This window comes from Nocardia jiangsuensis (assembly GCF_042650385.1).
Taxonomy (GTDB): domain Bacteria; phylum Actinomycetota; class Actinomycetes; order Mycobacteriales; family Mycobacteriaceae; genus Nocardia; species Nocardia jiangsuensis.
On record NZ_JBHSAX010000023.1, the window covers coordinates 1 to 18345 of the forward strand.

Sequence of the window (18345 nt, forward strand, 5' to 3'; positions counted from 1 at the left end):
GCAAAACAAAACGCCAGCAAAAAATTGCTGACTAAATGTCCCGACCCTCACACGGGGGTGCAAGAAATCGAGAACCAAAAAAATTTGGCACTGACATTCATCGACACACTATTGAGTTCTCAAAGAACACACGCACACACATCCGAACCGGATTTTCTCTCCGGAGTTTCAGTGAGGCTGTTGGATCAGCCTAGCCCATCAAGAGCTGGTATCCAAATCCGTCAGGCGCTCAGCCGTCCAACCTCGTGTCCCGGTCTCCCGGGTCGGTGTCCGTGTCGCTCTGACATGGAATAAGTTACGCGGCGGGAAACGCGACGTCAAATCGCCTGGTCGGCGCCGGGAAACTGCAGGTCAGCGCAGCCATACCCGGGCAGCGGCCCGGAATCACACCGTTGTGATCCGGGCCACTTTCAAGATCATTCTCGGGCGGCCCGGCGCACGCCGGCGAAGTTGCGCTTGCCTCGGCGCAACACCAGCCACTGTCCGTGCAGGTAGTCGCTGTCGCCGGGGGTCCAGTCGAGGTCGGTGACGCGCTCGTTGTTGACCGCGGCGCCCCCCTCGTTGACGGCGCGGCGGGCCGCTCCCCTGCTCTCCGACAGCCCGGATGCCACCAGCAGGTCGACGATGGTGTTCGCGCCGTTCGGGTCGATCTCGGCGACCGTCCCGTCCACCGCGGCCTCGCGGAGCGCGCCGGCGAGCGTCGCCTCGCCGAGCTCGCGCAGGTCGGCACGGCCGAAGAGGGCCTGGCTCGCCAGCTGTACGCCGCGGGTCTCGGCCTCGCCGTGCACCAGCGTCGTCATCTCGGCGGCGAGCCTGCGCTGCGCCTCTCTGGCGTGCGGGCGCTCGGCGGTGGCCGCCTCCAGCTCGTCCAGCTCCTCGCGGCTCAGGAAGGTGAACCAGCGCAGGTAGCGGACGACGTCGGCATCGGCGGTGTTCACGAAGTACTGGTACCAGGCGTAGGGGCTGGTCAGCTCGGGGTCGAGCCAGAGGCTGCCGCCGCCGGTGGACTTGCCGAACTTCTTGCCGTCCGCCGAGGTGACCAGCGGGACGGTGAGCGCGTGCACCGCCTCGCCGTCCACCCGGCGGTTCAGCTCGACGCCGGCGATGATGTTGCCCCACTGGTCCGACCCGCCGACCTGCAGCAGGCAGCCGTGACTGCGGCGCAGCTGCAGGTAGTCGTTGGCCTGCAGCAGCATGTAGCTGAACTCGGCGTAGGAGATGCCGTCGGTGTCGAGCCGCCGCTTGACGGTCTCCCTGGCCAGCATGACGTTCACCGAGAAGTGCTTGCCGACGTCGCGCAGGAAGTCGACGACCGACAGCGAGCCGGTCCAGTCCAGGTTGTTCACGACGGTGGCACCGGTGGGCGAATCGTCGAGGTCGACGAAGCGCTCCAGCTGGGCGCGAATGCGCTCGGACCACTCGGCGACGGTGTCGGCCGCGTTCATGGTGCGTTCGCCGACGTCGCGCGGGTCGCCGATCAGCCCGGTCGCGCCGCCCGCGAGAACGATGGGCCGGTGCCCCGCCCGCTGGAAGCGGCGCAGGGTGAGCAGCGGGACGAGGTGGCCCGCGTGCAGGCTGGCGGCGGTCGGGTCGAAGCCGGCATAGAGCGAGAGCGGCGCTGCGGCCAGGGCCGCGCGCAAGGCATCCAGATCGGTGGACTGCGCGATCAGGCCGCGCCAGGTCAGTTCGTCGATGATGTCGCTGCTCACGTGGACCGATTGTGCCGCACCGGCGAACCGGGGTGCTGGTCAGGCACCGAACCAGGAGGTCACCGGGTTGCCGCCGCGGCGCTTCGGGAAGGGGCGGTGCTGAAACTACGCGCGCGGGCTGCGGCGGTAGGCGGAGACGGCGGGGGAATCGGGGAGCCAGAAGCGCCACGGGACGTCGGCGGCCAGGCTCACCCCGACCCGCGGACCGGCCGCGACGGCCGCGTCCGGGAGCGGGGGGCCGAGTTCCAGACGGATCGATGTGGCCGGGTCGGTGAGGTCGGTGCCGTAGTCGGCCAGGCTCAGCCCGAGCGCGCTGCCCAGGTTGCCGGGGCCGCGGGCGAGCGCGGCGTCGGTGCGGGCAGCCGGGCGGCGGGAGCGGGCGACGTCGAGCCCGGCGAGCACCTCGCCGGAGCGGAGCAGGGTGGCGCCGGCGGTGCCGTCCGGGCCGGTGGTGACGTTGGCGCACATGTGCATGCCGTAGCTCAGGTAGACGTAGAGCGCGCCCGCCGGACCGAACATGACGGCATTGCGCGCCGTCCGGCCGCGCGCCGAGTGCGAGGCCGGGTCGGGCCACGGGCCGGCCTGGTCGCCGCCGTAGGCCTCCACCTCGACGATCCGCAGCCCCACCGGGCCCGACCAGAGCGTGGCGCCGAGCAGGCGGCGGGCGGCGGTGGGCGGGTCGGTGACGAGTTCCTGCACCCGGCCGATTCTGCCGAACGGTTGTGCCGCGCCTCGATCCGGGCGTAAATTCATCACACAGTGAATTCAACACTCGATGAATAGAGGCGAGATGCTCGATTCCTCCGAACCGGCCGTGCGGGTCGACGGCCTCGATGTCCGGCGCGGTGGCAGGCCGGTGCTGCACGGCATCGCGCTGACCGTTCCGCGTGGCTCGATCACCGGGCTGCTCGGGCCGTCCGGCTGCGGGAAGACCACGCTCATGCGCGCGATCGTCGGCACCCAGCTGGTGCAGGGTGGCAGCGTCACCGTGCTGGGGCGGCCCGCCGGGTCGGCGGCGCTGCGGGCCGCGGTGGGGTACGTGACCCAGGCGCCGAGCATCTACAGCGACATCAGCGTCCGGGAGAACGTCGCCTACTACGCCGCGGTCTACGGACGCGGTGCGGCCGCGGTGGACGAGGCGATCGCCGCGGTCGGGCTCGAAGAGCGTGCCGGCAACCGCGGCGACGCGCTCTCCGGCGGGCAGAAGACCCGGGTCTCGCTGGCCTGCGCGCTGGTCGCGCGGCCGGAGCTACTGGTGCTCGACGAGCCGACCGTCGGGCTGGATCCGGTGCTCCGCGTCGAGCTGTGGAAGCAGTTCGCGGCGCTGGCCGCGGCGGGGACGACGCTGCTGGTCTCCAGCCACGTCATGGACGAGGCCGAGCACTGCGACCGGCTGCTGCTGATGCGCGAGGGCAGGTTGCTGGCCGAGCTCTCCCCCGCCGAGCTGCGCGCCCGCACCGGCGAGCAGAACCTGGAATCCGCCTTTCTGGCGCTGATCACGACCGGAGTGACCGCATGAGCACCGCGCCCCTGCGTCCCTACACGGCCACCACCGGCCGCATCCTGCGCCAGCTGCGCAACGACCGCAGGACCGTCGCCATGATCCTGGTGGTGCCCGCGGTGCTGATGGCGCTGCTGTACTTCGTCTACCAGGACGTCCCCACCCCGCCGCAGGCGCAGTCGTCGCTCTTCGACCGGGTCGGGATCAGCATGCTCGGCATCCTGCCGTTCATCGTCATGTTCCTGATCACCGCCATCGCCATGCAGCGCGAGCGCAGCTCGGGCACGCTGGAGCGGCTGCTCACCACGCCGCTGCGCAAGCTCGACCTGCTCGGCGGCTACGGCACCGCCTTCTCGCTCGCCGCGGCGGCGCAGGCGGGGGTGGCCTGCCTGGTGGCGTTCGTGCTGCTCGGGCTGAACGCGGCGGGCAACCCGGGCTGGGTGATGCTGATCGCGGTGCTGGACGCGGTGCTCGGGGTCGCGCTCGGCCTGCTGGCGAGCGCCTTCGCGCGTACCGAGTTCCAGGCGGTGCAGTTCATGCCGGTGGTGGTGGCGCCGCAGATCTTCCTGTGCGGGCTGCTCGTCCCGCGGGGACAGCTGCCCGGCTGGCTGGAGGCGGTCAGCGATGTCATGCCGCTCAGCTACGCGGTGGACGCGCTGCAGGAGGTGGCGATCCATCCGGAGCCGACCGGGAAGATGTGGCGGGATCTGGCGATCGTCGCCGCCTTCGCGGTGGTCGCGCTCGGGCTCGGTGCGGCGACGCTGCGCCGCCGCACCGCGTGACCGGCGAGGCGCAGGGCCGCTCCGGGCGGCGTCCTGGCAACTCCGGGGCGCGCGCGGCGATTCTGGACGCGGCAAGGAGGCGGTTCAGCGAGAACGGGTTCGACGGGACCTCGATCCGGGCCGTCGCCGGGGACGCCGGGGTCGACCCGGCGCTGGTGCACCACTACTTCGGCAGCAAGCGGCAGCTCTTCGCCGCGGTGGTGGAGCTGCCGATCGACCCCGAGGTGGTCATGCGGGTATTCGCCGCGGCGCCGCTGGACGAGCTGGGGGCGACCATGGTGCGCACGCTGGTGACGCTCTGGGATTCCGAGCTGGGCAGCGCGGCGGTCGCGGTGCTGCGCACGATGGTGGCCGGCACCGATCCCGGGCTGGCGCGCAGCTTCTTCGTCGAGGTGGCGCTGGAGCGGGTGCGGGCCAGGATCGCCACCGAGACCGACGACGGCAGCGGGCGGGTCGCGCTGGTCGCCTCGCAGATGCTCGGCATGCTGATCGCCAGGAAGGTGATCGAGCTGGAGCCGCTGGCCGCCATGCCGGTGGACGCGGTGGTGGCGGCGGTCGGGCCGACCGTGCAGCGCTACCTCACCGGCGAGCTGGGCTGAGCTCAGGCGTCGGTGAAGGCGGCCGCCTCGGCGGCGCTCACCGGGAGCGCCTCGTCGATGAGCAGCACCGGGATGCCGCCGTCGATCGGGTAGGCGCGGCCCAGCCGCTCGTTGTAGAGCACGGTGCCGCCGTCGGCGGTGCGCACCAGCCGCAGCGGGCCCTTGTCCTCCGGGCAGGCCAGCAGGCTCAGCAGGGTCGGGTCGAGGGTGTACTGCTCCGGCATGGGGTCAACCTACCTCGGGCCGGCGGAAGGAGATGTGCCGGTGCCCGAAGAAGCTCGCGACGGCGACCAGCGCCATGACCACGACGGTGGACGGGATCTCCGGCAGCGCAAGCACGTCGACGGCGAGCGAGAGCAGGACGACGTTCAGCAGCAGGCCGCCGGAGTTCACCGCGACGAAGCCGAGGAAGTCGCGCAGCACCCGGCCGCGCACCCGGAACACCAGGGTGCGGTGCAGCGCGAACGCCGTCGTGGTGCCGACGGCGTAGGCGAAGACGACCGAGATCGCGGCGGGCCAGGAGTCCGGCAGGAACCAGAGCCAGAACAGGGTGAGCGCCATGCCGAAGACGGTGTTGAAGCCGCCGATCAGCGCGAAGCCGACCTCCTGGCGGCGCACCAGGCGCAGCAGGAGTCCGGGCTCGGGGTGCTCCGCGGCGGCGACCTCGACAGCGGCCGGACCGCCGAGCGGGGCGACCGGGTGCTGCGGGCCGGGCGGGGTCGTGTCGGCCGCCGCACCCGGCGAGTCCCCGGCCGCCGCACCGCCGGGCTCCGCTCCGGTGCCCGGGGCCGCGCCGCTCGGGTCGGCGAGCACGCCGCGGTCGGGCGGCGGGGCCGTGCTCATGGCGCGACATCCGCCAGGGGCCGGTCCGGCTCGGCGGCGGGAGTCTCGGCGGCCTCCGGCTCGGCGCGGCGGCGGGAGCGGACCCAACCCCACTGCAGGACGCCGAGCCCGGCCAGGCCGATGACGGCGGTGCCGATGCCGATCTTCCAGCCCGGCGGGCGCCAGGTCAGCTCCAGCTCGGCGTTCTCGGTGCCCGCGGGGACGTCGATCGCGATGAACGACTTCGCCACCGTGGTGATCGGGATGTCCCTGCCGTTCAGCGTCGCGCGATAGCCGGGCCAGCCGAGCCGGGCGAAGGTGACCTTGCCGCCGTCGGCCGAACTGACCCGGACCCGGCTGGTGGTGTCGGTCTCGCCGAGCGAGGTCGCGGTGACCCCCGCGCTGTTCGAGATCCGGCCGTTCACGGTGGAGATCAGCCCGTTCTCCCGCTCCAGCACCCAGATGTAGCGGGCGTTGCCCGGGTAGTCGACCCACTTCCAGCCCGCGGGGGCCGGGTTCAGCCCGGCGTCCGGGAAGAGCGCCTTCTGCAGCGTGACCCGGTCGACGTTCATCAGGTCGACCAGGGGCCTGCCGGTGCTCGGCTCGGGCGCGAACATGCGGCGGTAGGCGTCCGGGCAGACGCTGCCGTCCCAGCGCATGCAGAGCAGCTCGCCGAAGTAGAAGTGGCCGCTCGGGGTGTAGCCGTTGACGTAGTCGAGCTCGACCGCGCGGGCGTAGTTGCCGAAGACCAGCGAGCCGTAGGCACCGTCGACGCTCTTGTCCTGCGGCTGCAGCAGGCCGCGGTCACCGAGCTGCAGGGTGGTGCCGGGGAAGTCGGGGAAGGACTTCTGCGCGTCGGAGCGGTGCGCGGGCAGATTCCACGCCATCGGCGTCGGCTGCGCGGCGTCCACCTGGAAGTAGGCGATGGGGAACATGGCGAGCAGGGTCAGCGCACCGGCGAAGGCCGTGCCGCGGGTGCGGCCCAGATACACCACGCCCGCGCCGAGCGCGAGCAGCGCGACGGCGGCCAGCAGGTGCCAGACCACCCGCGCCGGGTCGGCGGAGAACGAGCGCACCAGCAGCGCGAGGACCAGCACCGCAGCGGCGATCGCGCGCGGCCTCCACTCGCGGACCGTGCCGAACCGGCCGATCAGCACGCAGACCAGCACCAGCAGCCCGATGGCGAGCATCGGCAGCACCCGCACCGGCCAGCGCAGCGGCCCGACCGAGCCGGGGCCCGCGGTCCACATGAGCATCATGATCGCGAAGAGCGCCACCGCGGTGAGCTCGCGCCAGGCGCCGCGCGCCTTCGTCCAGTCGATGAAGGCCAGCGCCGGGATCAGGAACCAGGCGATGTAGGTGACCGGCATCGGGTGCACGTAGCTCCACCAGGAGGTGAAGGCGGGCAGCGCGCTGGGCAGGCTGGCGTTCAGCGACTCCGACCAGGGCACGGTGAGGAACTGGTCGTTGATGATCTGCGCGGTGCCGCGCCAGGTGACCTTGGCCGAGAGCATGCTCGGCAGGAAGGCGATCAGCCCGGCCAGCCCGGCGCAGGCGGCGACCGCGGTGAGCCGGGCGATCGGCTGCCAGCGCTTCTGGTGGACCAGCTCGCCGACGGCGACCGCGGCCAGCATGAGCACCGCCTCCACGGCCGGGAAGATGTACTGCGTGGTGATCGTCAGGTAGAGGAAGACGAAGACCGGGATCGGGCCGCCGATGCCGCGGGTGTAGCGCACCGACGAGGCCCAGGCGTGCACCAGCCAAGCGGTGCCGGTGAGCGCCGTCATCCAGCTGGCCTGGTCGAAGAAGAGGAAGAAGCCGGAGAGCGGGAAGGCGACACCCGCCACCGCGGACCACACCGGCCGGGCGCCGTAGACCAGCGCGATCCGGTAGACGCCGAGCGCGGCGATGATCGCGAAGACCAGTTTGACCACGGTGGCGTACACCGCGACGTTGTCGATCGACGGCGCGATCAGGTCGATCAGGAGCTGCGGCGGGTTGAAGAGCCCCGCGTCGTCCATGGTGTTGTTCCCGGCCATCCACTGCTCGGGCACCATCACCGGGAAGACACCGTCCCGCAGCGAACGGCCGAGCCCGACCCAGAGCGCGGTGTACTGCGATTCGGTGTCGTCGGTGTAGTAATGCCTGGCATTGGCCAGCAGGACGGCGGCATAGCCCGCGATCACACCGAGAACGGTGACGAGGCCCCACCGGTACACATTCCGGCGCGACTCCGGTACTGCACTGTCGGTCACGAGTTCCAGACCCTACCGTGCGCGGGTCGCGCGGCAACCGCCCGAAGGGGCCCGCTCGGGCGCGGGGACCGTTACCGCACCGTGTTAGAGTTCCGGTCGTCTCGGGTCCGCCTCCCCCGCCGGGGAGTTGCCGGCACGCACCGTTGTCGAAAGTCGATCCAGCTGATGCCGATCCCCTCCGCTCGTCCCCCTCGTCCGGTCGAGACCGCGCCGCACGGCGAGTTCGCCCGGCCCGGCGTCGACCGGCCGCACTCGATCTCCGTCGTCGTCCCGGTGTACCGGGGCGAGGACACCATCGGGGCGCTGGTCGCGGAGCTGGACCGGCTCGCGGCGGCGGACACCACCCCCGGTGGCGCGCTCTTCGTCGTCGACGAGATCCTGCTGGTGCACGACCACGGCCCGGACCGCTCGGACGTCGTACTGCAGGAGCTGGAGCGGCGCCACCCGCAGGTGCGCCCGATCTGGCTGAGCCGCAACTACGGGCAGGACGCCGCCACCATCGCGGGCATGGCCGCGGCGCGCGGCGACTGGATCGTCACCATGGACGAGGACGGCCAGCACGACCCGGCCTGCATTCCCGCCTTCCTGGACGCGGCGCTCGCCGAGCGCGCCGACCTGGTCTACTCCAAGCCGAGCAACACCCGTCCGCACGGCTTCCTGCGCAACCTGACCTCGCGCGGCGCCAAGCTGGTGCTCGCCACGCTCTTCGCCTTCCCCGACTCCACCCGGTTCGAGAGCTTCCGGCTGATCCGCGGCGACATCGGCCGCAGCCTCGCCGACGTCGCCTCCAACGGCGCCTACCTGGACGTCGCGCTCTCCTGGGTGGTCGGGGCGGTGGCGCAGGTTCCGGTGGCGCTGCGCGCCGAGGGCCGCGAGGACTCCGGCTACAACTACCGCAGGCTCTTCTCGCTGTTCTGGAAGATGGTGCTGTGCAGCGGAACCCGCGGGCTCCGGCTGGTGAGCATGCTCGGGGTGACGCTGGCGCTGGCCGGTGTGGTGGTCGCGGGCGTCGTCGTCTGGGAGGCGATGACCACCGAGGACTGGGCGCCGGAGGGCTGGGCGTCGATGATCGTGGTGGTGCTGCTGTGTTCCGGGGCGACGCTCTTCTCGCTCGGGCTGATCGCCGAGTACCTCGGGGTCGCGCTGCACATCCTGGTCGGCAAGCCGCTGTACCTGACCGTGCGCTCGCCCATCCCCCGGCTCGACCAGCACGCCGGGGAAACCATCACCACCAGGGAGGTAGAGCAGGTTGAGCACTGAGCGCATCCTCTTCAGCCGCCCGCACCGCGCGCAGCGCGAACTCGTCAACCTGGAGGCGGTGCTCGGCTCCGATCACAGCCACGGCGACGGGCCCTTCACCGCGGCGGCCACCGCCAAGCTGAAGGCGATCACCGAGGCGCCGCACGCGCTGCTCACCACCTCCTGCACCTCGGCACTGGAGATGGCCGGGCTGCTGCTCGAGCTCGGCCCGGACGACGAGGTGATCGTCCCCAGCTTCGCCTTCACCTCCACCGCGACCTCGATGGCGCTGCGCGGGGCCACCTGCGTCTTCGCCGACATCGATCCGGAGACCGGCAACCTCGACCCGGCCGCGGTGGCACGCGTGGTGACCGCGCGCACCAAGGCCGTCGTCGTCATCCACTACGGCGGCGTCGCGGCGGACATGGCGGGGCTGCTCGAGCTCGCGGCCGCGCACGGCTTCGCGGTGGTCGAGGACAACGCGCACGGGCTCGGCGGGCGCTGGCGCGGCAGGCCGCTCGGCACCCTGGGCACGCTCGGCACGCTGAGCTTCCACGACACCAAGAACGTGCACTGCGGTGAGGGCGGCGCGCTGCTGCTCTCCGACGAGATCCTGATGGCGCGCGCGGAGATCATCCGGGAGAAGGGCACCGACCGGGCCCGGTTCCTGCGCGGCGCGGTGGACAAGTACTCCTGGCAGGACATCGGCTCCAGCTACCTGCCGAGCGAGCTGAACGCCGCCGTGCTCGACGCCCAGCTGGACGAGTTCGACCTGATCCAGACCGGCAGGCACCGGGTGTGGCACGCCTACGCCACCGCGCTGCCGGAGTGGGCGCGGCGCAACGACATCCGGCTCATGACGGTCCCCGCCGACCGCGAGCACACCGCGCACCTCTACTACCTGCGGGCCCCCTCCGAGCGGCGGCGCGACGATCTGATCCGGCACCTGGCCGGGCTCGGCGTCTCCGCGCCGTTCCACTACGTGCCGCTGGACTCCAGCCCGGCCGGGCTCAAGCTCGGCCGCACGCCGGTGCCGTGCGCGCACAGCGCGGAGTTCTCCGCGACGGTGCTGCGCCTGCCGCTCTGGCCGGATCTCGCCGACGAGCAGGTCGAGCGGGTGATCGACGCGGTCACCGCGTTCACCGTCTGACGGGCCCGCGCGCTACGGCTCGAGGACGTACAGCTTCTCGCGGCCGCCGGCGATCAGCGTCGCCTTGGTGACGCGGTCGGCGTAGCGGCCGAGCTGCGCGTCCAGGGTCTCCTCGGTGTAGCGGTGTGCCTGGGCGCCGTCGCCGGCATCGGTGTAGCGCTTGCCGAGCGCGGCCAGCAGTTTGTTGTCGCTGCTCGCCATGTTGCGCACGGGCTCGGCGATGACCACCCGGTCACCGGCGGCGGCGAGCATGCGGTCGACGACCGGCGAGGCATCGGGCAGGAAGTGATAGAGGCTGGCGTGCATGAGCACCACGTCGGCGGCGGGCAGCGGGGCGCCGTCGCCCAGATTCCAGACGTCGGCGCGGCCGCCTGCCTTGCGCACGTCGGCGACGAAGCGCTCGTTCAGGTCGAGCCCGTGGTAGTCCACCTCCCGGTCACGCAGGTACCGGGTGTAGAGCGTGGACGGGCCGCAGCACAGGTCGAGCACCGACGCGCCGTGCGGGATCTCCGCCGCGACGGCGCGGAACCGGTCCGGGTAGTGCCGCCCGTAGAGGGCGCGCATCAGAACGCCGTAGACCATGCCGTTGCGGTAGATGAGGCTGGTGCTCACGGGCCCCGACTATGCCATCCCCGGATCCGCTCGCGCACGCCGGGTTTCGCGACGAGCGCGAGCGGAGCCGCCGCCGGGCTCCGGCGCGGGTCGATCACCCCGGCAGCCGGCCGGCCTCCGCCTCCGTGAGCACCTCGTAGCTCTCCGACTGCCGGTCGTAGTACCAGGTGTCCGGCCCGGGGGCGGGTGGCATGGTCTCCCGGACCGCCCGCGTCGACGGCCGGAAGGTGGCGCTGCGCGGGATCTCCGGAACCACGTGCACGATGTCGGGGCGCTGGTCCGGGTCGAGCGCGCGCAGCGCCTCGGTGACGTCCTTCGGCTCCAGCCGGTGCCCTTCGCGCACGCTCACCGCCGCCACCGCCAGGCAGTGCCCGCCGTCGGGGAGGCCGTAGGCGACCTCCATGTCCACCGCGCCGATGTCGTTCAGCACGTCGACGATGGGCTGCGAATAGACCGGGCCCCGCTTGCCCTGGATCACCGTGTCGCGCCGGTCCATGAGCCAGTAGTCGCCGTCGGAATCGCGGCGGAAGAGGTTCTCGGTCGGCATCCAGGAGTCGCCGCGCGCGAAGACCCCGCGCAGCCCGCCGGTGGAGAGGTCGACGCTGTCCGCGGCCTTGCCGATGAGCAGCCCGACCTCGTTGTCCGCGCAGCGCCTGGCATAGCCGGAGTCGTCGACCAGGACCTCCTCCGCGATCGGGTCGTAGGCGACCAGCTCGACCCGCGCGGTGCCCGGCACCGGCCTGCCCTTGCAGCCGTGCTTGACGCCGCTGACATTGGCGAGTACCACCTCACCCTCGATGGAGGCGTAGAACTCCAGCACCCGGGCGGGCTCGAACTGCTCGACCGTGCGCCGCCACAGCCCCGCGGGCATGCCGGAGCCGATGAAGAGCCGGATCGGGTGCCGGTGCCCCTTCGGGAAGACCTCGGCGTCCAGGATGTCGCGCATCATGGTCCAGGTGTAGGTCACCACCGTGACGCCGTAGCGGTGCACCTCCTCGCCGAAGCGGTGCGGGTCCAGCGAGCGGGCCAGCGCGATCCGGCTGCCGCCCGCGATGGCGCCGCCGAGGCTGACCAGCAGCCCGGACGAGTGGTGCAGCGGCGCGAGGCAGTACACCGTGTCCCTGCGGTCCAGGTCGGCCGAGGTCGCGGTGCCGAAGGCGGAGAGCGCCCAGCGGTGGTTGGTGATGTACTTGGTCTCCAGCCGGTCGCCGGTGCCGATCACCAGCACGAAGGCCAGCTCGCGGGCCAGCCCCGGGTCCGGGGTGTACCAGCCGGGCAGTGGCACGGCGGCGGGGTCGACCTGCTCCAGGTCGGTGACGTCGCCGCCGGCGGGGATGTCCAGTTCGCGGTCGGCGCCACCGCCGAGGACGAGCACGCGGGCGCCGGTGGCGGCGGCCTGGCGCAGGTTCTCCGGGTCGCTCACCACGGTGCGCACCCCGGTCACGGCGAGCGCGCGCTTCAGCTCGCTGCCCGGCGCGAGCAGCACCGCGACCGCGCCGAGCCGGGAGACCGCGGCGACGGTGGCCAGCGCGCTCGGCCTGGTCTCCATGATCACGCCGACCCGGTTCGCCGGGCGCACGCCCGCCGAGATCAGCCCGCGGACCACATTGTCGATCCTGGCGTTCACCGCCTCGTTGGTGTGCACCCGGTCGTCGAAGAGGAAGAGGTCGCGGTTCGGCGCCCGGTTCGCCTGCTCGGCGAGCAGCCGGCCGAGCGAGATCCGGGTGTGCGGCTGGATGGTGCCGAGCCGGGTGAGCCGGGGCAGCGCCCGCGCGGCCTCGCCGACCAGCTCCACCGAGCCCTTCATCGCCCCGGAGGCGAGATTTTCCAGCGCCTTGCCGAGCCCGGTGCCCGCCTCCACCAGCGAACCGGCGGTGTGGATGGCGCGGGCCGCGGCCGAGCGCGGGGTGTTCGGCGCGACGTACTCCGACATGGGCGTGATCTCCGGCGGCAACGTGTGCTCGCGGTCGAGCCAGTCGATCCACTGCCGCACCAGCGGCCAGGTGCGGTTGCTCGCGGTCGAGCCTGCGACCAGGCCGAAGTGCCCGGCCAGCAGCGTCGCCTCGTAGACGTCGGCGTGCGGGGCCGCGCGCACGATGCCGCGCACCGCGCCGGGCTGGCCGATGTCGTCCACCTCGCCGACGAAGGCGAGGATCGGGCAGCGGAGCTCGGCCAGCGACACCGGGTGGTCGCGGATCACGAAACCGCCGGACATCATCCGGTTGTGCGCCACGAACTGCTTGAGCAGGTCGGCCGCGGCCGGCCCGGCGTAACCGACCCAGCCCTCGCTGTTCAGAAAGCGGCGCTGCCGCTCCTTGGGCAGCAGCGCCTCACGGTCGTGCAGCTGGCGCAGGAAGTCGATCCGTGACTTGGCGGTCTTGACCGGGTCGAGCAGCTGGAAGCCGATGCGCACCATGGAGTCGGTGATCGGCAGCCGGTTCAGCACGTGGTCGGCGACGAAGTCGGCGGCCTCGGAGACCATGCCGTAGGGCAGCCCGAACGGCATGCCGTTGACGATGTCGACCGGGCTGCCGAAGGTCACGATGCTCTCGACGCCCTTGCCGTAGCGGTAGGCGGTGGTCTGGTAGGCGAACATGCCGCCCTGCGAATACCCCATCAGGTGCACGTCGCTGCCGGTGGCCTCGGTGACGGTGTCGATGGCGCTGCTGATCGCCAGGATGTGGTCGGCCAGGTCGCGCTGCCAGCCGCCCTCCTCGGTGGCGGGCGAGCCGAAGTCGACCACCCAGCAGTCGACGCCGCCGCGGTTCAGGATGCCGACCGCGCCGTCCTCGGCGCCCACGTCCCAGATGTCGGCGTTGACCATCAGCGGCGGCACCAGCAGCGCCACCGGGCGGCCGTCCGCGACCTCGTCGGGGAAGTAGTGCCTGAGCCGGTACATGCGTCTGCGCTCGACCACCTCGAACGGCGACGACTCCACATCGTGCGTCAGCCCGCCGAAGCGGATCACCTCGAGCCCGTTCTGTGCCGTCGCCATCAGACGCTGCACCGAACCGGCGATTCCCTGCACACCGAAATTCACGATCGCTCCTGGCCGTACCTCACCGTGACCGCTCTCACACGCATCCGACGTGCCCCGTCGAGCTTCGCACATCGCGTACCCATTATGTCCCGGCCCTACGACCCCGCCGGTCAGGTGCGGCCGGGCTGTGACCCGGGTTCGCCGATAGGCTGGAGAAATGACCGACATCGCGCAGCCGCCGGCCACCGATCGCGAGACCCTGCCCGTCGAGCTCGTCGACGAGACCGGGCAAGCCGTCGGCGCCTGCCCCGTGCTGGAGGCGCACCAGCAGCCCGGCCGGCTGCACCGCGCCTTCTCGGTGGTGCTCTTCGACTCCGAGGGCCGGGTGCTGCTGCAGCGCCGGGCCGCGGTCAAGACCAGGTTCCCGCTGCTCTGGGCCAATGCCTGCTGCGGGCACCCGGCGCCGGGCGAGCCGGTGGTCGCCGCCGCGACGGTCCGGCTGATCGAGGAGCTCGGGCTGACCACCGGGCTCACCGAGCGCGGCGTCTACAGCTACCGCGCCGACGACGAGCGCACCGGCCGGGTCGAGCACGAATGGGACCACGTGCTCACCGGGACGCTGGCGCACGAGGTGCCGCGCCCCGACCCCGCCGAGGTCGCCGAGGTGCGCTGGGTCGCCCCCGACGAACTGCGCGCCGAGCTGCGCGCCCGCCCCGGCGACTTCACCCCGTGGCTCACCGGCGTCCTCGACGTCGCCCTCGGCTGACTTCCCCCGCGTCCTCTCGGGCGCGGGGTTGCCGGTCGATCAACATAGTTGGATGCGCATATCCCGGTATCGACGATCGAAAGACTTGGGGAACTCACAGGCTGGGCTCAGCACCCGGCCAGCAGCCCCGGCCAGAGTGGAACTCGAACGGCGATCACCCCTGATCGCACGCGACGCAACCGGGAGGTCTACCGATGGTCGAGCTGGAGCTGGACGAGTCGACGGTGACGCTGAACGTGCTCGGCGGACACCGCATCCTGGCGCTGCGCGGGCAGCTGACCCTCGACGTCGCCGATATCGAGACCATCACCTCCGCCGAGGTGGATCTGCGCCCGCCGTGGGTGCGCGCCCCCGGCACCTTCTTCCCCGGGGTGATCGCCGCGGGTACCTACCGGGGCAGGGGCCGCAAGGAATTCTGGGACACCACCTTCACCGGCCGCGCCATCCGGATCGACCTGGCCGGTGGCGAGTACACCCGGCTCGTGGTCGACGTGGCCGACCTCGAGGCCGAGCTGGACAAGCTGACCGCCGCCGTGGCGGCCTGAGAACTCGCCCGTCGGGCAGACGGGCCCGCGGGATACCGGCCGGGTAGCGCACTCCGCGCGCCCGGCCGGCGTCGTCTCCGGCTACCGGCTGTAACGCAGCATGGTGCGTACCATCCGGCAGGTGGCGTCCGACGGCGGCCGGATGCCGACCTGCTCGGCGGTGCGCCGGATCTTCTCGTTGTTCGCCTGGGTCGGCAGGTAGGTCCCGGCGTCCAGTAGCGCGATGGCCAGCCGCATGGCCTTGAGCCTGCGGTTGTGCGTGATGTACCAGTGCCTCGGCTTACCCGCGGGCAGCGGGCGCCGGACCAGCGGCGTGTACGGCGTGAGCGGTTCCGACGCGGGCCGCCGGTAGCGGTGGCTCGCGCTGCGGAGTTCGGTGACGCTTCCGATGCGGGCGGTGGCGGATTCGGTCACGGGGCCCTCCCATCCCTGATGGTGTCGAACGCACGGACTCGCGTTCGAACACACTGTCGATTCTACCGGGGGGGTCCGACAAGAAACAGGGTCTGACAGCGGGTTTCGCGACCGGGCCGCGAGGCCGACGCGGGGCTCAACGAGCCTGTGGCCGGACGGGCGACGCGGCCGGACGGGTCCACGGTCGCGCCGCCACCTATCCGCGCAGCCGCGCGACCTCCGCCTTCACCTCGGCGAGCTGATCCGCCACCCGCACACCCGCGGTACCGCCCTTCGCGTCGCGGGAGGCGATGGAACCCGCCACCGTGAGCACCTCGCGCACCGCGGGGGTGAGCGCCGGATCGACCGCCGCGAACTCCGCGTCGGTGAGCTCGTCCAGCCCGACCCCGCGCGCCTCGGCCGCCCGCACGCAGCCACCGGCCGCCTCGTGCGCGACCCGGAACGGAACCCCCTGCCGCACCAGCCATTCCGCGATATCGGTGGCCAGCGTGAAGCCGGCCGGGGCCAGCGCCGCCAGCCGCTCCGGGTGGAAGGTGAGCGTGCCCACCAGCCCCGCGATGGCGGGAAGCAGCAGCTCCAGCTGGGCCACCGAGTCGAAGAGCGGCTCCTTGTCCTCCTGCAGGTCCCGGTTGTAGGCGAGCGGCTGTGCCTTGAGCGTGGCGAGCAGCCCGGTGAGGTTGCCGATCAGCCGCCCCGCCTTGCCGCGGGTGAGCTCGGAGACGTCCGGGTTCTTCTTCTGCGGCATGATCGACGAGCCGGTGGACCAGGCGTCGGCCAGCGTGATGTAGCCGAACTCCGGCGTGCTCCAGACGACGATCTCCTCCGCCATCCGGCTCAGGTCGACGCCGATCATGGCGAGCACGAAGGCCGCCTCCGCCGCGAAGTCGCGGGCCGAGGTGGCGTCGATCGAGTTCGCCGCCGCCGCGTGGAAGTCCAGGTCGGCCGCGATGGCCTCCGGTTCGAGACCGAGCGAGGAGCCGGCGAGCGCCCCCGAGCCGTACGGCGAGATCGCCGCCCGCCTGTCGAAGTCGCGCAGCCGGTCGATGTCGCGGAGCAGCGGGTGCGCGTGCGCGAGCAGGTGGTGCGCGAGCAGCACCGGCTGCGCCGCCTGCAGGTGCGTCTTGCCCGGCATCACCACGTCCGGGTGCGCCTCGGCCTGCGCGACCAGCGCGTCGACCACGTACAGCAGCCCGGCCTCGACCCGGCGGGCGGCGTCCCGCAGCCACATCCGGAAGAGCGTCGCCACCTGGTCGTTCCGGGAGCGCCCCGCGCGCAGCCTGCCGCCGAGCTCCGCGCCGACCCGCTCGATCAGCCCGCGCTCCAGCGCACCGTGCACGTCCTCGTCCGACTCCGCCGGGCCGAACGCCCCGGACGCCACATCGGCGTCCAGCCCGTCCAGCCCGCTGAGCATGGCCTCCAGATCGGGCGCCGAAAGCAGCCCGGCCTTGTGCAGCACCCTGGCGTGCGCCTTCGACGCCCGGACGTCGTACGGGGCCAGGACCCAGTCGAAGTGCGTCGACTTGCTCAGCGCCGCCATGGCCGCGGCCGGGCCGTCGGCGAACCGGCCGCCCCAGAGCGCGCCGGTATTGGTGCCGCCGCTCACTTCTGGTTCAGGTCGCGCCGCGCGGCGACCTTCGAGGAGAGGCCGTGGATCTGCACGAAGCCCTTGGCCAGCGACTGGTCGAAGGTGTCGCCCTCGTCGTAGGTGGCCAGGTTGAAGTCGTACAGCGACTGCTCGCTGCGGCGCCCGTTGACCACGACGTTGCCGCCGTGCAGCACCATCCGGATGTCACCGGAGACGTGCTCCTGGGTCTCCGCGACGAAGGCGTCCAGCGCGCGCTTGAGCGGCGAGAACCACAGGCCGTCGTAGACCAGCTCGCTCCAGCGCTGCTCCACCTGCCGCTTGTACCGCCCCAGCTCCCGCTCGACCGTCACGGCCTCGAGTTCCTGGTGCGCCGTGATCAGCGCGATGGCGCCCGGCGCCTCGTAGATCTCCCGGCTCTTGATGCCGACCAGCCGGTCCTCGACCATGTCCAGCCGGCCGACGCCCTGCCGCCCCGCCCGCCTGTTCAGCTCGACGATGGCCTCCAGCACCGACACCTGCTTGCCGTCGATGGCCACCGGAACGCCCCTGTCGAAGGTGACGATGAGCTCGTCCGGCGCCTCGAAGTTCACCGTCGGGTCGGCGGTGTAGTCGTAGACGTCCTTGGTGGGCGCGTTCCACAGGTCCTCCAGGAACCCGGTCTCCACCGCGCGCCCCCACACGTTCTGGTCGATCGAGAACGGCGACTTCTTGGTGACGCTGATCGGCAGCTGGTTCTCCTCGGCGAAGGCGATCGCCTTCTCCCTGGTCCAGGCGTAGTCGCGGACCGGCGCGATGACGTTCAGATCCGGCGCCAGCGCCCCGATCCCCACCTCGAACCGCACCTGATCGTTGCCCTTGCCGGTGCACCCGTGCGCCACCGTGCTCGCCCCGTGGAACTTGGCCGCCTCCACCAGGTGCTTCACGATCAGCGGCCGGCTGATCGCCGACACCAGCGGGTACTTGCCCTGGTACATCGCGTTCGCCTGCACCGTCGGCAGGCAGTAGTCGTTCGCGAACTCGTCCCGCGCGTCCACCACGATCGCCTCGACCGCCCCGCAATCCAGCGCGCGCTGCCGCACCGCGTTCATGTCCTCGCCGCCCTGGCCCAGGTCGATGGCGACGGCAACGACCTCGGCGCCGGTCTCCTTGCCGATCCAGCTGATGGCGACGGAGGTGTCCAAGCCACCGGAGTAGGCGAGTACGACGCGATCGGACATGGTGTGTGTGCTCCTAAGTTTCTGTGTGGGGTGCTGCCCTCTGCAAATGATTATGCATGAGTCTGCAAAGCCATTCATCGGCGGGGGTCGGGGTGCTCGGGGAAGAGTACTGCGTACCCGCGGGTTCACCATCGTTTGACAGGACGGAGGCGGAGGGAGCAGAGTTGCC

At 71.7% G+C, this 18345-nt stretch carries 17 protein-coding genes; 7 read left to right on the top strand and 10 right to left on the bottom strand.

The window, feature by feature from the left end; all coding sequences use genetic code 11:
• Positions 1 to 416 precede the first annotated feature (416 nt).
• Complete coding sequence (tyrS, locus tag ACFO0B_RS27480) at positions 417 to 1709, bottom strand: tyrosine--tRNA ligase (protein WP_378615883.1); 1293 nt, start codon at positions 1707 to 1709, stop codon at positions 417 to 419.
• Positions 1710 to 1814: 105 nt separating this feature from the next.
• Positions 1815 to 2462: a DNA-3-methyladenine glycosylase gene (locus ACFO0B_RS27485; RefSeq protein ID WP_378616244.1), complete on the bottom strand. Its 648-nt coding sequence runs from the start codon at positions 2460 to 2462 to the stop codon at positions 1815 to 1817.
• Positions 2463 to 2499: 37 nt separating this feature from the next.
• Here ACFO0B_RS27485 and ACFO0B_RS27490 point away from each other — a divergent pair, with 37 nt between their 5' ends.
• The 3 genes from ACFO0B_RS27490 to ACFO0B_RS27500 are packed head-to-tail and all read left to right on the top strand — an operon-like array spanning position 2500 to position 4591.
• Positions 2500 to 3228: an ABC transporter ATP-binding protein gene (locus ACFO0B_RS27490; protein WP_378615884.1), complete on the top strand. Its 729-nt coding sequence runs from the start codon at positions 2500 to 2502 to the stop codon at positions 3226 to 3228.
• The gene (locus ACFO0B_RS27495; RefSeq protein WP_378615886.1) at positions 3225 to 3992 is read left to right on the top strand and encodes an ABC transporter permease; all 768 of its coding nucleotides are present in this window, start codon (positions 3225 to 3227) and stop codon (positions 3990 to 3992) included. Before ACFO0B_RS27490 ends, ACFO0B_RS27495 begins: the two co-directional genes overlap by 4 nt.
• Complete coding sequence (locus tag ACFO0B_RS27500) at positions 3989 to 4591, top strand: TetR/AcrR family transcriptional regulator (RefSeq protein ID WP_378615888.1); 603 nt, start codon at positions 3989 to 3991, stop codon at positions 4589 to 4591. The genes ACFO0B_RS27495 and ACFO0B_RS27500 overlap by 4 nt, the downstream gene beginning before the upstream one ends.
• A 2-nt stretch (positions 4592 to 4593) precedes the next feature.
• On the opposite strand, the gene ACFO0B_RS27505 is transcribed toward ACFO0B_RS27500, so the two are convergent.
• From ACFO0B_RS27505 to ACFO0B_RS27515, 3 genes are read right to left on the bottom strand one after another with little or no spacing between them, the layout of a single operon-like run.
• Positions 4594 to 4815, bottom strand: a complete 222-nt coding sequence (locus tag ACFO0B_RS27505; RefSeq protein ID WP_378615890.1) for a Trm112 family protein — start codon at positions 4813 to 4815, stop codon at positions 4594 to 4596.
• Between the two features lie 4 nt (positions 4816 to 4819).
• The gene (locus ACFO0B_RS27510; protein WP_378615892.1) at positions 4820 to 5434 is read right to left on the bottom strand and encodes a GtrA family protein; all 615 of its coding nucleotides are present in this window, start codon (positions 5432 to 5434) and stop codon (positions 4820 to 4822) included.
• Positions 5431 to 7599, bottom strand: a complete 2169-nt coding sequence (locus tag ACFO0B_RS27515) for a hypothetical protein (RefSeq protein ID WP_378615897.1) — start codon at positions 7597 to 7599, stop codon at positions 5431 to 5433. Before ACFO0B_RS27515 ends, ACFO0B_RS27510 begins: the two co-directional genes overlap by 4 nt.
• A 234-nt stretch (positions 7600 to 7833) precedes the next feature.
• On the opposite strand from ACFO0B_RS27515, the gene ACFO0B_RS27520 reads away from it, so the two are divergent.
• A complete protein-coding gene (locus tag ACFO0B_RS27520) occupies positions 7834 to 8928 on the top strand; it encodes a glycosyltransferase (protein ID WP_378615899.1) in 1095 nt (364 codons plus the stop codon).
• Positions 8918 to 10057, top strand: coding sequence for a dTDP-4-amino-4,6-dideoxygalactose transaminase (gene rffA, locus ACFO0B_RS27525; protein WP_378615901.1), 1140 nt, complete (start codon positions 8918 to 8920; stop codon positions 10055 to 10057). Before ACFO0B_RS27520 ends, rffA begins: the two co-directional genes overlap by 11 nt.
• A gap of 12 nt (positions 10058 to 10069) precedes the next feature.
• On the opposite strand, the gene ACFO0B_RS27530 is transcribed toward rffA, so the two are convergent.
• Complete coding sequence (locus tag ACFO0B_RS27530; protein ID WP_378615903.1) at positions 10070 to 10669, bottom strand: class I SAM-dependent methyltransferase; 600 nt, start codon at positions 10667 to 10669, stop codon at positions 10070 to 10072.
• A 94-nt stretch (positions 10670 to 10763) separates the two neighbouring features.
• A complete protein-coding gene (locus ACFO0B_RS27535; protein ID WP_378616246.1) occupies positions 10764 to 13664 on the bottom strand; it encodes an AMP-binding protein in 2901 nt (966 codons plus the stop codon).
• Positions 13665 to 13866: 202 nt separating this feature from the next.
• Between ACFO0B_RS27535 and idi the strand changes: the two genes are divergently transcribed.
• Both idi and ACFO0B_RS27545 read left to right on the top strand, forming a co-directional pair.
• Positions 13867 to 14415: an isopentenyl-diphosphate Delta-isomerase gene (gene idi, locus ACFO0B_RS27540; protein WP_378615905.1), complete on the top strand. Its 549-nt coding sequence runs from the start codon at positions 13867 to 13869 to the stop codon at positions 14413 to 14415.
• Between the two features lie 194 nt (positions 14416 to 14609).
• Positions 14610 to 14960 (top strand): hypothetical protein, encoded by a 351-nt coding sequence (locus ACFO0B_RS27545; protein WP_378615907.1) that lies wholly within the window; start codon positions 14610 to 14612, stop codon positions 14958 to 14960.
• An 81-nt stretch (positions 14961 to 15041) separates the two neighbouring features.
• On the opposite strand, the gene ACFO0B_RS27550 is transcribed toward ACFO0B_RS27545, so the two are convergent.
• The 3 genes from ACFO0B_RS27550 to ACFO0B_RS27560 all read right to left on the bottom strand — a co-directional run bounded on the left by ACFO0B_RS27550 (position 15042) and on the right by ACFO0B_RS27560 (position 18176).
• Complete coding sequence (locus ACFO0B_RS27550) at positions 15042 to 15374, bottom strand: hypothetical protein (RefSeq protein WP_378615910.1); 333 nt, start codon at positions 15372 to 15374, stop codon at positions 15042 to 15044.
• Between the two features lie 196 nt (positions 15375 to 15570).
• Positions 15571 to 16977 (bottom strand): argininosuccinate lyase, encoded by a 1407-nt coding sequence (gene argH, locus ACFO0B_RS27555; protein WP_378615912.1) that lies wholly within the window; start codon positions 16975 to 16977, stop codon positions 15571 to 15573.
• Entirely contained in the window at positions 16974 to 18176 is a 1203-nt protein-coding gene (locus tag ACFO0B_RS27560) for an argininosuccinate synthase (protein WP_378615914.1), read from the bottom strand. The genes argH and ACFO0B_RS27560 overlap by 4 nt, the downstream gene beginning before the upstream one ends.
• Positions 18177 to 18345: the final 169 nt, after the last annotated feature.